The following is a 13,163-nucleotide window of genomic DNA, read 5'->3' as shown; positions in this document are numbered from 1 at the left end:
CGCCGCAGAGTTCACACCGCAGGGCAATCGGTACGCGACCGGCTGCCGGAGCCCCCGGCGCATGGGGAGACACGCATGATGACCGATCCTCCCGCCGTCACCGTCGGCATCGATTTCGGCACGCTGTCCGGGCGCGCCCTGGTCGTGGCGGTCGACGACGGCAAGGAGCTGGGCAGCGCCGTCCACGAATACACCCATGGGGTGGTGGACGGCGCGCTGCCGAACGGCCGTGAGCTGCCGCCCGATTGGGCGTTGCAGATTCCGCAGGACTGGCGGGACGTGCTGCGCTTCGCCGTGCCGCGCGCGCTGGAGGCCGCCGGGGTGCGGGCGGAGCAGGTCGTGGGGGTGGCGACGGACTTCACCGCCTGTACGGTGCTGCCCGCGACGGCGGACGGCACGCCGCTGTGCGAGCTGCCGGACATGGCCGAACGCCCTCACGCCTACCCGAAGTTGTGGCGGCACCACGCGGCCCAGCCGGAGGCGGAGCTGATCGTGCGCCGCGCCGGGGAGTCCGGGCAGCCGTGGCTCGGCCGCTACGGCGGGCGGATCTCCAGCGAGTGGCAGTACGCCAAGGCGTTGCAGGTGCTGCGCGAGGACCCGGAGGTCTACGCGGCGGCCGACCGGTGGATCGAGGCGGCCGACTGGATCGTCTGGCAGTTGACCGGGGCCGAGAACCGCAATCCGTGCACGGCCGGTTACAAGGGCATCCACCAGGACGGCGGTTATCCGGACGCCGCGTTCCTGGCCTCCCTGCACCCGGACTTCGCCGGCTTCACGGCGAAGCTGGACCACCCGCTGTCCCAACTGGGCACCGCCGCCGGGGGTTTGAGTGCTTCGGCCGCCGCGCTGACCGGGCTGCGCGCGGGCACGGTCGTGGCGGTCGGAAACGTCGACGCGCATGTCACCAGCGCCGCCGCGCGGGCCCTGGACCCCGGCCATCTGCTGGCGATCATGGGGACCTCGACCTGCCACATCATGAACTCCGACGTACTCGCCGAGGTGCCGGGCATGTGCGGGGTGGTCCGCGACGGCGTGGTCCCCGGCCTGTGGGGCTACGAGGCGGGCCAGAGCGGGGTGGGGGACATCTTCGCCTGGGCGGTGCGGACCGCGACACCGCAGCCGTACGCGCTGGAGGCCCGGCAGCGCGGCATCAGCCCGCACGAGCTGCTGACGGAGAAGGCCGCCGCCCAACCGGTCGGCGGGCACGGGCTGTTGGCGCTCGACTGGCACAGCGGCAACCGCTCCGTGCTGGTGGACCACCACCTGTCGGGGCTCCTGGTGGGGCTGACGCTGGACACCCGCCCCGAGGACATCTACCGGGCGCTGGTCGAGGCGACGGCCTTCGGCACGCGGACCATCGTGGAGGCGTTCGAGGGCGCGGGGGTGCCGGTCACCGACTTCACGGCGGCGGGCGGCCTGCTGAAGAACGCCTTCCTCATGCAGACCTACAGCGATGTGCTGAACCGGCCGGTCAACGTGCTGTCCTCGGAGCAGGGCCCGGCGCTGGGCGCCGCGATCCACGCGGCCGTCGCGGCGGGGGCCCACCCCGACATCCGCACCGCCTCGGCCGCGATGGGCCGCCTGCGTCGCAACGCCTATCTGCCCGACCCCGCGCGCGCCGCCGCCTACGACGACCTCTACGCCGAATACCGCGCCGTGCACGACCACTTCGGCCGGGGCGGCAGCGATGTCATGCACCGCCTGCGGGCGCTCCGAGGGCGGGCGCAGGCGGACACCCCGGCTCAGCCGTAGGGGGGCGTCTCGTGGCACCGCTCTTTGTTAGCGCTCACCCAGAATGTTAACGCTCACTCCCTGCCGAGGTCCCGTATGAGCAGTCACCCCTTTCCGCCCCCTGCCGCAGAGGCCGTCGTACGTCTGCGGCAGCAGGTCAGCGACCTGCATCAGGAGCTGGTCCGCTACCGGCTGGTCGTCTGGACGGCGGGCAATGTCTCGGCGCGCGTGCCGGGGCACGGCCTGTTCGTGATCAAGCCGAGCGGTGTGGACTACGACCGGCTGACACCGGACGCGATGATCGTGTGCGATCTCGAAGGGCGGGTGGTGGAAGGCGACTTGTCGCCGTCCTCGGACACCGCCGCGCACGCCTACGTCTACCGGCACCTGCCGGAGGTCGGCGGGGTGGTGCACACCCACTCGACGTACGCGTGCGCGTGGGCGGCGCGCGGCGAGCCGGTGCCGTGCGTACTGACCGCGATGGCCGACGAGTTCGGGGCCGAGATCCCGGTCGGGCCGTTCGCGCTGATCGGTGACGACTCGATCGGCAGGGGCATCGTGGAGACGCTGGCCGGGCACCGCTCGCCGGCGGTGCTGATGAAGAGCCACGGGGTGTTCACCATCGGCAAGGACGCCCGCGCGGCCGTGAAAGCGGCGGTGATGTGCGAGGACGTGGCCCGTACCGTGCACATTTCCCGGCAGTTGGGCGATCCGCTGCCCCTCACCCGCGCCGACATCGACCGGCTCCACGACCGCTACCAGAACGTCTACGGGCAGCAGGCGGCGGCCGATCGCGCTGAGTCCGCCGATAGCGCCGATTCCGGCGGCCCCGCCGGGCCGCCCCCCGCCGGCCAGGAGCCGCAGGCCGTCGTGCGCGACCGTCCGGCCGCCCCCGTTGACACCGCCGATCCCGCCGATCCCGCCGCCCCCGCCGACCGAGGAGCCCTGGCATGACACCGTCCGACGAGCGCGAGGTCTGGTTCCTCACCGGCAGCCAGGGCCTGTACGGCGAGCAGACGCTGCGGCAGGTCGCCGAGCAGTCGCGCGCCATCTCCGACCGGCTCGCCGCCACCCCCGGCGGCCCGGTGCGGATCGTGTGGAAGCCGGTGCTCACCGACGCCTCCGGCATCACCGGCACGGTCGTCGACGCCAACTCCAGCCGGGCGTGCGTGGGTCTGATCGCGTGGATGCACACCTTCTCGCCCGCGAAGATGTGGATTGCGGGCCTCGACCTGCTGCGCAAGCCGCTGCTGCATCTGCACACCCAGGCCAATGTCGAACTGCCGTGGTCCACCATCGACATGGACTTCATGAATCTCAATCAGGCCGCCCACGGCGACCGCGAGTTCGGCTATCTCCAGGCCCGGCTCGGCATCGCCCGCAAGACGGTCGCGGGCCATGTCTCCGATCCCGCCGTCGTGGCCCGCGTCCACACCTGGATGCGCGCCGCCCTCGGACACGACGCGCTGCGCCGTCTGAAGGTGGCCCGCTTCGGCGACAACATGCGCGACGTCGCCGTCACCGAGGGCGACAAGGTGGAGGCGCAGGTGCGGTTCGGCGTCTCGGTGAACACCTACGGCGTCAACGACCTGGTGGCCGTCGTGGACGAGGTGGACGACGCGGCCGTCTCGGAGGTGGTCAAGGAGTACGCGAGCGCCTACCGGCTGGCGGGCGAGCTGGCGGCGGGCGGCGAGCGCCACGACGCGCTGCGGTACGCGGCCCGGATCGAACTGGGTCTGCGCGCCTTCCTCACCGAGGGCGGCTTCTCCGCCTTCACGACCAACTTCGAGGATCTGGGCGGCCTTCGGCAACTTCCGGGCCTCGCGGTGCAGCGGCTGATGGGCGACGGCTACGGCTTCGGCGGCGAGGGCGACTGGAAGACGTCGATGCTGCTGCGCACCGTGAAGGTCATGGGGGCCGGTCTGCCGGGCGGCACCTCCTTCATGGAGGACTACACCTACGACCTGACGCCGGGCGGTGAAGTGATCCTGGGCGCGCACATGTTGGAGGTCTGCCCGACGATCGCGGCGCACCGGCCCTCGTGCGAGATCCACCCGCTGGGGATCGGCGGCCGGGAGGACCCGGTACGGCTCGTCTTCGACGCCCGGCCGGGGCCCGCGGTCGTCGTGGGACTGGCCGACATGGGCGACCGCTTCCGGCTGGTCGCCAACGAGATCGAGGTCGTCGCGCCCGCGGAACCGCTGCCCCGACTGCCCGTGGCCCGCGCGGTGTGGCGGCCCGCGCCCGATCTGCGGACCTCCACCGAAGCCTGGCTGACCGCGGGCGGCCCGCACCACACCGTGCTCTCCAGCGCCGTCGGCGCCGAGGAACTGGCCGACCTGGCCGACATGCTCCGCACCGAACTCCTCCTCATCGACCACGACACCCAACTGCGCCGCTTCACCCAGGAGATCCGTTGGAATCAGGCGTATTACCGCCTGGCGGGCGGCCTCTGACCCACCGTCGGGGCTGCCCTCGCCCCCGCACCCGCCCCGCGCCGTACGGCCGACCGCGTCCGCGGGTGCGGCCCTGTCCGCGCGCCCCGCCGCGGGGGAGCCGCACCGCGACGGCCACCGCGCCGGAGGCGGGTTTTTCTCTGTGCAACGTCTTGACGACCGATCAGTGAGCGCTAACACTCATAGGCGACAGCTGACGGCGCGCCTGGCGATCGGGTCAGTGGGTCCGGCCTGTTCAGCGGCGCGCTCAGCAGCCGGAACACCCGTTGGTGCCGTAAGAGATCGGCGAGTTACCGCGAGGAGAGCAGATGTCCCGCTCTGCGTGATTCTGTTCCTCACTATTTGTTAGCGCTCACAAAACTGGCTGAGAGGCCACTGCCCGAACAGGATGCAGCCATGCGCGACGCCCGAAAGGCCCTTGCCCGGCACGGACGATGGGGAGCCGCAGCGGTGACGCTGGCGGTGGCCCTGTCCGCGACGGCGTGCAGTAAGAGCGGTGCCGGTGACTCGTCCGCGGCGGACGCGGCGAGCGGCGGGAGCCCCGCGGCGGTGACGATCAAGGGCGACATCGCGTTCAACGACGCGAATCTCGCGAAGCTGGACGCGGCGCTGAAGGCCGCGCTGGCCGGGAAGGACCTGTCGAAGCTGCACGAGGCCATGGTGGTCAACGTGGCGGTCGACTACTGGAACGCGGGCAAGTCCGGCTTCACCAAGGGCCTGGCCGACCTCGGTGTGAAGGGCGTCTACCAGGCGCCCGCCAACGGCCGTCTGGACCAGCAGCTCTCCCTCATCCAGACCCTGCGCGGCCAGGGCATCACGGGCTTGAGCGTGTCGGCGATCGACCCGACGGCGATCAAGGCGCCGATCGCGTCCGCGAAGAGCGCCGGGATACCGGTGCTGGCGATCGACTCCCCGCTGCCGCCGGAGGACGGCGCGGACCTGTATCTGGGCACGCCCAACTACCAGGCGGGCCAGAAGGCCGGTGAGGCCATGAAGCAGGCGCTCGGCGGCAAGGGCCAGGTCGTCGTCCTCGTCGGCTCGCTGACCACGTCGAACGCGGTGGAGCGGATCCAGGGCTTCGAGGACGCGCTCAAGGGCACCGGCATCAAGGTCGCGCAGAAGCTCAGCGACGGCATGGACGCGGCGAAGGCGCTCACCAACGCGCAGACCGCGATCCAGACCAACCCGAACATCAACGGCCTGTACGGCGTCTACTCCTATGACGGACCGTCAGCCGGGCAGGCGGTGCAGGCCGCGGGGAAGTCGGGCCGGGTGAAGATCATCTCGGACGACAGCGACCCGCAGACGCTGAAGTTCATCAAGTCCGGTGTCATCCAGGCCACCGTCCTCCAACAGCCCTACCAGCAGGGCTACACCGGCGCCTATCTGCTGGCCGCGTTCAAGGTGCTCGGCAAGGAGGCCACCCTCCGGATCGTCAAGCCGTATCTGGAGTCGGACGGCACCACGCTCAGTTCGGGCGTCGGCCTGGTCACCCAGGCGAACCTGGCCGCGTACCAGACCAAGCTGACCGACCTGGGCATCGGCTGATGGCTTCGGGTCCGGCCCCGTACGAGGCCCCGCGGTCCCCGGCCCCGGCCCCGGTCCCGGCTCAGACCCCGGCCCCCGCCCCGGCCTCCGCCCCGGACGCGGCCCCGGCCCCGGCCCCCGAAGTCGCCGTCCGGCTGCGGTCGGTGAGCAAGTCGTACGGGCCGGTGAAGGTGCTCGACATCCCGAGCCTGGACCTGGCCCGTGGACAGATCGTCGCGGTGGTGGGGGAGAACGGCGCGGGCAAGTCCACCTTGATGGGCGTGCTGTCCGGCACCGTCACGCCCACCACCGGCAGCATCGAGATCGCCGGTACGCCGCTCCACGCGGGACGGCCCGACCACTCCAAGGAGTTGGGCGTCGCCCTGGTGGCCCAGGAGTTCCCGCTCGTCGGGCAGTTGAGCGTGGCGGAGAACCTGCTGCTGGGCCGCCGTCCCGCGCGGGCGGCGTCCCGCACCCTGGGCCGGGTCGTCTACGACCGCGCCGGTACGAGGGCGGAGGCGCGCGCGCTGCTCGCCGAAGTCGGCGTCAGCGGGGTGGACGTGGACCGGCCGGTGGAGCGATTCCCGGTCCCCGTACGGCAGATGATCGAGATCGCCAAGGCGTGGGGCCACCATCCGTTGGTGCTGATCCTGGACGAACCCACCTCCTCGCTCGGCCCGGTCGAGGCCGAGCGCGTCCTCGGCCTGGCCCGTACGCACGCGGCGGCCGGCGGGGCGGTGCTGTTCATCGGCCACCGCCTGGACGAGGTCCAGGCCGTCGCGGACCGGGTGATCGTGCTGCGCAGCGGCCGGATGGTGGCCGATCTGGCCCCGGCCGAGGCGAGCGAGGAGCGGATGATCCGGGAGATGGTCGGCAGTGAGCTGGCCCGCGCCGATCTGGCCCCGCCGTCCTCCGTCGAGCGCACGACGACCCTGTCGATACGCGGGCTGACCGCGGACGGCCTCGGGCCCGTCGACCTGGACGTGAGGGCGGGGGAGATCGTCGGCGTGGCCGGGCTCATGGGCTCGGGGCGCAGTCGCCTGCTGCACACGCTGATGGGCGCGCAGCCGCGTACCGGTGGCACGGTCGTCTTCGACGGCGCCGACTTCCGCCCGCGCCGCCCCGCCGACGCGGTGGAGGCGGGGATCGGACTGGTGCCCGAGGACCGCAAGGTCCAGTCGCTGCTCCCGGCGCACTCGGTGCGCTGGAACGTCACGCTGGCCACGCTGCGCCGGATCAGCGCGCACGGAGTCCTGCGGCCGAGGGCGGACAAGGCGCACGCGGCCAGGATCGTCCAGGACCTCGGGGTGCGGCTGCGCAGCCAGGAACAGCTCATCTCGGACCTGTCGGGCGGCAATCAGCAGAAGGTGGTGTTCGGGCGCTGGCTGGCGACCGAGCCCCGGCTGCTGCTCCTGGACGAGCCGACCCGCGGCGTGGACGTCGGGGCCAAGGCGGAGATCTACAGCCTCATCGACACCGCGGCGCAGGACGGCCTCGCGGTGCTGGTGGCCTCCTCGGAGCTGGAGGAACTGCTGTGGATCTGCCACCGGATCGTGGTGATGGCGCACGGCCGGGTGGTCGCCGACCTCCCCCGCGACCGGTTCGGCAAGGAAGCGATCATGACCGCCGCGGCCGGTACGCGGAACGGCGCGCCCGGTACGCGCGACGGGGCCGGGGCCGGGGCGCGGGACGGAACCGGGGAACAGGCCGGGGCGCTCGGGCCGCGGACCGGCGCCGACGACGTCGCCGACCGTCAGGGGAAGGCACGCGCATGAACGACAACAGGCCCCTGCCGATGACCGCCGTCGGCGTCGGCACTCACGGGAAGGCGAGGCCATGACCACCAGCACCGCACCGATCGAGGCCACGGAGGACGCCGCGAGCGGCAGCCGTACGTCGCCGGTCCGCCGCCTGGCCGAGACGCCCGAGGTCGGCGTGGTCGCGGCCTGCGTCGTGGTCTTCGTCGCGCTCGCGCTGGACAAGTCGACGTTCGCCAGCGCCGTCAACCTCCAGGGCATGGGCTTCGACCTGTCCCAGTACGGGCTGATCGCGATCGGCGAGTCCCTGGTCATCCTGACCGGCGGCATCGACCTGTCGGTGGGCGCGCTGCTGGGCACCAGCGTCATCCTGATGTCCTGGTTCAACGTCCGCGCGGGACTGCCCGCGCCGCTCGCGATCCTGCTCACGCTGGCCGTCACCGGCACGGTCGGCCTCGTCCACGGCCTCGCCGTCACCCGGCTGAGAATGCCGCCCTTCGTCGTCACCCTGGTCACCTACACCGTCGCGCAGGGCGTCACGCTGGCCATCACCTCCGGCACCTCCATCACCGGCATCGACGGCACTTTCGGCGACCTGGGACAGACGTACGTGGCGCAGATCCCCCTCCCGCTGATCGTCTTCGCGGTCGTGGCCGTGGCGGCGTGGTTCTTCCTGGAACGCACCTACACCGGCCGCCAGGTGTACGCGGTCGGCGGCAATCCCGAGGCGGCCCGGCTGGCGGGCATCCGCGGCGACCGCCGCATCGTCTCGATGTACGTGACCAGTTCGCTGCTGTCCGGCTTCGCCGGGATCTTCGTGCTCGGCCGGATGGGTGTGGGCTCGGCCAGCGGCGTCGGGGTCGGGTGGGAGCTGTCGGCTATCGCCGCGGCCGTCATCGGCGGGGTGAGCCTGGTCGGCGGACAGGGCCGGATTCTCGGCATCGTGGCGGGCACGATCCTGCTCGAACTGATCAACAACGGCCTGACGACGCTTCAGATCAACTCCAACTACACGAACATCGTGCTGGGTTGTGTGCTCGGGCTGGCCATCACCGCCGACCGGCTGCGGGCGAGAAGCGTGGCCCGCCGCGGCTGACCCGGCATCCAACCGACCGCTGACCGGCCACCGCCCCGCCGCCGCCGGGCCGCCGCCCGCCCGTCGCCACGCCACTGACCGACCGTCGCCCGCCCGCCGGTCAGCCGCCGATCAGGGACTGTTCCGCCCCCGGACGCACGGCCGTCCGGGGGCCGCGCCGCGTGGCGCCGCTCTCCTCCGAATCCGGCTGAATCGTTTCGGCCCGAATGGTTGCGTTACCCATCGGAGACTGCGACACTTCCCGTCGCTATGCGACTCGTTCGCACATATATCAACAGGGAATCTGCTCTTTCCTGGCTGTTCATGAGCGACCGCTGAAGCTCGCGACCACTCCCGCACGTGACGTGGAGGTAGGAATGGCTGTTCATCGCACGTACCGATGGGTGCTGCGGCGCTGTCTGGCCCTGGGGGTCACCGCCGCGCTCATGGTCGGTCTCGGCGTCGGCGTGGGGGCCGCCGCCGAACCGCCGGGGCGGGCGCCGGACACGGCGCACGCGGGCGCCCCGCACGCCACCCACTCGGTCACCTACGACGGCTATTCGTTCATGATCGACGGAAAGCGCACCTACCTGTGGGGCGGCGAGTTCCACTACTACCGGCTGCCGAGCCAGGATCTGTGGCTGGACGTGCTCCAGAAGATGAAGGCGGCCGGATTCAACGCCGTCTCCCTCTACTTCGACTGGGGCTACCACTCGCCCGCCCCGGGCGTCTACGACTTCACCGGCGTCCGCGACGTGGACAAGCTCCTCGACATGGCCGACGACCTCGGCATCTACGTGGTCGCCCGACCCGGCCCGTACATCAACGCCGAGGTGGACGGCGGCGGTTTCCCCGGCTGGCTCTCCACCAAGGCGGGGGACACCCGCACCGGCGACCCGGCGTATCTGAAGTACAGCGACGAGTGGCAGACGCAGATCGACCGGATCATCGCCCGGCACCAACTCACCGACGGCAAGGGCTCGGTGATCGAGTACCAGGTCGAGAACGAGTACTACGACGGCAGCGCGGCGGGCCGCGCCTACATGAAGCACCTGGAGGACAAGGCCACCGCGGACGGCATCAAGGTGCCGCTGGTCGGCAACAACAACGGCACCTTCAACTCCGGTGACGCCGAACTGGCCGTCGACGCGGCCGACTCCTACCCGCAGGGCTTCAACTGCTCCAACCCCACCCGGTGGAACGGCGTGCCCGACATCAGCTACGACCACGTCCCGGGCAAGCCGCTGGCCACCGCCGAGTTCCAGGGCGGCGCCTTCGACCCGTGGGGCGGCCCCGGCTACGACAAGTGCGCGCAGCTCATCAACGACCAGTTCGCGGACGTGTTCTACAAGCAGAACATCGCCGTCGGCGCCACCTCGCAGAGCTTCTACATGCTCTACGGCGGCACCAACTGGGGCTGGCTGGGCGAGCCGCAGAACTACACGTCGTACGACTACGGCGCCGCGATCCGCGAGAACCGGCAGCTCGACCCGAAGTACGACCAGGACAAGCTGATCGGCTACTTCACGCAGGCGCTCGCGCCGCTCACCAAGACCGACGCGCTGCCCGCCACCCCGACCGACAACGCGAAGATCGTCGACACCGCGCGCCGCAACCCCGACACCGGCACGCAGTTCCACGTGCTGCGGCACTCCGACTCCACCGCGACGACCACCGACAGCGGGCACGTGACGATCGACCTCGGCGCGCACCCCGGCTACACGTACGACGACGTCGACCCGGCGCTCGCGTACACCGGCGCCTGGTCGCACGTCGGCGCGGAACAGAACTACACCGGCGGCGACTACCAGCACACCGAGTCGTTCTCCGACACCGCGGGCGACAGCGTCTCGGTCGGCTTCACCGGCACCGGCGTGAAGTGGGTCACCAACCTCGACGGCAACCACGGCATCGCGGACGTCTACCTCGACGGCGCCAAGGTCAAGACCGTCGACCTGTACGGCGCGACCAAGCAGAACCAGTACGTGGCCTACCGGGCGACCGGGCTCGCCGCCGGGGCGCACACCCTGAAGATCGTGGCCACCGGCGCCAAGAACACCGCCGCGTCAGGGCAGTTCGTCACCATCGACGCGATCGACGTCGACAACGGCCAGGGCTCCACCGCCCCCGTCTACACCGTCCCGCAGCAGCCCGGCACGGCGCTGACCCTCAACGGCCGCCAGAGCAAGATCATCGTCGCGGACTACAGCCTCGGCGGTAACCAACTCCAGTACAGCACCTCGGAGATCATGACGAACGCCACCATCGGCGGCCGTGATGTCGCGGTGCTCTACGGCGACCACGGCTCCGACGGCGAGACCGTCCTGCACTACGCGACCCGCCCGACGGTCACCGCCACCGGCGGCGCCGTCACCTCCGCCTGGGACCCGGCCACCGGCGACCTGCGGCTCAACTACGCCCATACCGGCCTGACCCGCGTGCGGATCAGCGGCGGCGCGCACCCGCTGCTCCTGCTGCTCGCCGACACCGACACCGCCAAGACCTTCTGGCGGCAGGACACCGCCGCAGGGCCCGTGCTGGTGCGCGGCACCCACCTGCTGCGCGGCGCGGTCTCGAACGGCTCGGCGCTCGCCCTGACCGGCGACGTCGCCACCGACGGCGCGATCGAGGTCTTCAGCACCGCCGACTCCGTGACGTGGAACGGCAAGAACGTCCGTACCGCCACCACGGCCACCGGCAGCAGGACCGGCACCGTACCGACCGCGGCGGCCGTCAGCCTGCCCGCGCTGACCGGCTGGAAGCACATCCAGGAGTCGCCCGAGTCGGCCGCCGGCTTCGACGACTCGACCTGGCAGGTGGCCGACAAGACCACCTCGAACAGCCGCACCACGCCCGCCACCTTGCCGGTGCTGTTCGCCGACGACTACGGCTTCCACACCGGAAGCACCTGGTACCGCGGCCGGTTCACCGCCACGGGCAAGGAGACCGGCATCACGCTGTCCGCGCAGAGCGGCGGCGGCGCCGCGGCCTCCTCGGTCTGGCTCAACGGCACCTTCCTCGGCAGCGCGACCGCGGACGGCCAGAAGACGTACGCGTTCCCGGCCGGAGTGCTCAAGACGACCGGCGACAACGTCGTCTCGGTGCTCACCGTCAACATGGGCCACGAGGAGGACTACAACCCGCCCAACGGCAACAAGGCCGCCCGCGGCCTGACCGGCGCCTCACTGGCCGGCGCGCCGCTGGACACGATCACCTGGCGGCTCCAGGGCGTGCGCGGCGGCGAGACCCCCGTCGACACCGTGCGCGGCCCGCTCAACTCCGGCGGCCTGTACGGCGAGCGCGCCGGATACCCGCTGCCCGGCCACCCCACCGACGGCTGGACGCCGGTCACCCTGCCGACCACCGACACCACGCCCGGCGTCTCCTGGTACACCACCGACGTCAACCTCGACCTCCCCAAGGGCCAGGACACCTCGCTCGGCCTCACCTTCACCGACGACCCGTCCCGCAAGTACCGCGTCGAGATCTACGTCAACGGCTGGAACATGGGCAACTACGTCAACTACGTGGGCCCGCAGCACAGTTTCCCGCTGCCCAACGGCGTCATCGACCCGCACGGCAGGAACACCGTCAGCCTCGCGGTGTGGAATCTCGACGGCACGACCGGCGGACTCGGCAAGGTCGCGCTGACCGACTACGGCAGCTACGCCTCCTCGCTGACCGTCGCCCGGAACCAGAGCCCCCGCTACGACAAGGCCCGTTACGCGATGCCGGGCGCCCCGGCCTCCGCGGTCTCCCTCCAGGTCCCCGGATCGGTGGGCGGCGGCGCGACGTTCACCGCGACCGCGACGGTCACCGTGCCCAAGGGCGGCCCGACCGCCACCAAGGTCACGGCGGCACTCGACGTACCGTCGGGGTGGACCGTGAGCCCGCGGTCCGCGCCCGCCGTCGTCGACCGGATACGCGGCGGCTCCTCGGCCGCCTTCACCTGGAAGGTCACCGCGCCGCAGAGCCCCGCCAAGGTCAACTCCCTGGCGGTGAAGGCCCGTCTGACGCAGGGCCGGTCCACCACGGCCCCGCGTGACGTACGGATCGTCGGGGCGGTGCCCGCGCCGCCGCCGGCCGGGGACAACCAGGTCAGCGACCTGGAGTTCCTGTCCGCGACCAACGGCTGGGGACCGGTGGAACGCGACCAGAGCGTCGGCGACACCGCGTCCGGCGACGGCACCCCGCTGAAGCTGGGCGGCGTCACCTACGCCAAGGGCCTGGGCACCAACTCGCCCAGCGACGTGCAGATCTACCTCGACGGGCACTGCATCAGGTTCACCGCCCTGGTCGGCGTCGACAACGGCGATCCGGGCACGGTCACCTTCTCCGTGACCCTCGACGGCAAGGCGCTCACCACCACGCCCGTGCTGAACGGCGGTTCGGCGCCGGTCGCGATCGACGTGCCGGTCACCGGCGGCCAGGTCATCGACCTCGGCGTCGGCGACGGAGGCGACGGCAACGGCAACGACCACGGGGACTGGGTCAATCCGACCCTGACCTGCACGGGCTGACCGCGGCTGACCGCGGCTGACCGCGGCGACGACGACGAGCCCGCGCCACCGCGACCGCGGTGCGCGGGATCGTCGTCGCGCTGCCTCTTCTCCGCGG

The 13,163-nt window shown here is 71.5% G+C and carries 7 protein-coding genes; all 7 read left to right on the top strand.

Features of this window, described 5'->3' with window-relative positions; genetic code table 11:
- Positions 1-75 precede the first annotated feature (75 nt).
- The 7 genes from araB (at position 76) to ACIP4Z_RS01390 (ending at position 13,066) form a co-directional block, all read left to right on the top strand.
- Positions 76-1,752: a ribulokinase gene (gene araB / locus ACIP4Z_RS01420; RefSeq protein WP_401304126.1), complete on the top strand. Its 1,677-nt coding sequence runs from the start codon at positions 76-78 to the stop codon at positions 1,750-1,752.
- Positions 1,753-1,827: 75 nt separating this feature from the next.
- On the top strand, positions 1,828-2,685 hold the full coding sequence (locus tag ACIP4Z_RS01415; RefSeq protein WP_401304123.1) for an L-ribulose-5-phosphate 4-epimerase: 858 nt from the start codon (positions 1,828-1,830) through the stop codon (positions 2,683-2,685).
- Positions 2,682-4,187 carry an L-arabinose isomerase gene (gene araA, locus ACIP4Z_RS01410; RefSeq protein WP_401304120.1) on the top strand — a complete coding sequence of 502 codons (1,506 nt, stop codon included), beginning with the start codon at positions 2,682-2,684 and terminating at the stop codon, positions 4,185-4,187. Before ACIP4Z_RS01415 ends, araA begins: the two co-directional genes overlap by 4 nt.
- Before the next feature lie 396 nt (positions 4,188-4,583).
- Positions 4,584-5,735, top strand: a complete 1,152-nt coding sequence (locus ACIP4Z_RS01405; protein ID WP_401304117.1) for a substrate-binding domain-containing protein — start codon at positions 4,584-4,586, stop codon at positions 5,733-5,735.
- Complete coding sequence (locus ACIP4Z_RS01400; RefSeq protein ID WP_401304115.1) at positions 5,735-7,489, top strand: sugar ABC transporter ATP-binding protein; 1,755 nt, start codon at positions 5,735-5,737, stop codon at positions 7,487-7,489. Before ACIP4Z_RS01405 ends, ACIP4Z_RS01400 begins: the two co-directional genes overlap by 1 nt.
- Positions 7,490-7,550: 61 nt before the next feature.
- Positions 7,551-8,567: an ABC transporter permease gene (locus ACIP4Z_RS01395; RefSeq protein ID WP_401304112.1), complete on the top strand. Its 1,017-nt coding sequence runs from the start codon at positions 7,551-7,553 to the stop codon at positions 8,565-8,567.
- Between the two features lie 356 nt (positions 8,568-8,923).
- Positions 8,924-13,066: a beta-galactosidase gene (locus ACIP4Z_RS01390; protein ID WP_401304109.1), complete on the top strand. Its 4,143-nt coding sequence runs from the start codon at positions 8,924-8,926 to the stop codon at positions 13,064-13,066.
- Positions 13,067-13,163 lie beyond the last annotated feature (97 nt).

The organism is Streptomyces sp. NPDC088910 (assembly GCF_044749865.1).
Classification (GTDB): domain Bacteria; phylum Actinomycetota; class Actinomycetes; order Streptomycetales; family Streptomycetaceae; genus Actinacidiphila.
This window is presented reverse-complemented; position numbering and strand designations above follow the sequence as displayed.

What these genes read in the sequence shown, in the direction of transcription:
- ACIP4Z_RS01400 (WP_401304115.1), top strand. Translation starts at nt 5,735, where the DNA reads ATGGCTTCGGGTCCGGCCCCGTACGAGGCCCCGCGGTCCCCGGCCCCG.
- araA (WP_401304120.1), top strand. Translation starts at nt 2,682, where the DNA reads ATGACACCGTCCGACGAGCGCGAGGTCTGGTTCCTCACCGGCAGCCAG.
- ACIP4Z_RS01395 (WP_401304112.1), top strand. Translation starts at nt 7,551, where the DNA reads ATGACCACCAGCACCGCACCGATCGAGGCCACGGAGGACGCCGCGAGC.
- ACIP4Z_RS01405 (WP_401304117.1), top strand. Translation starts at nt 4,584, where the DNA reads ATGCGCGACGCCCGAAAGGCCCTTGCCCGGCACGGACGATGGGGAGCC.
- araB (WP_401304126.1), top strand. Translation starts at nt 76, where the DNA reads ATGATGACCGATCCTCCCGCCGTCACCGTCGGCATCGATTTCGGCACG.
- ACIP4Z_RS01415 (WP_401304123.1), top strand. Translation starts at nt 1,828, where the DNA reads ATGAGCAGTCACCCCTTTCCGCCCCCTGCCGCAGAGGCCGTCGTACGT.
- ACIP4Z_RS01390 (WP_401304109.1), top strand. Translation starts at nt 8,924, where the DNA reads ATGGCTGTTCATCGCACGTACCGATGGGTGCTGCGGCGCTGTCTGGCC.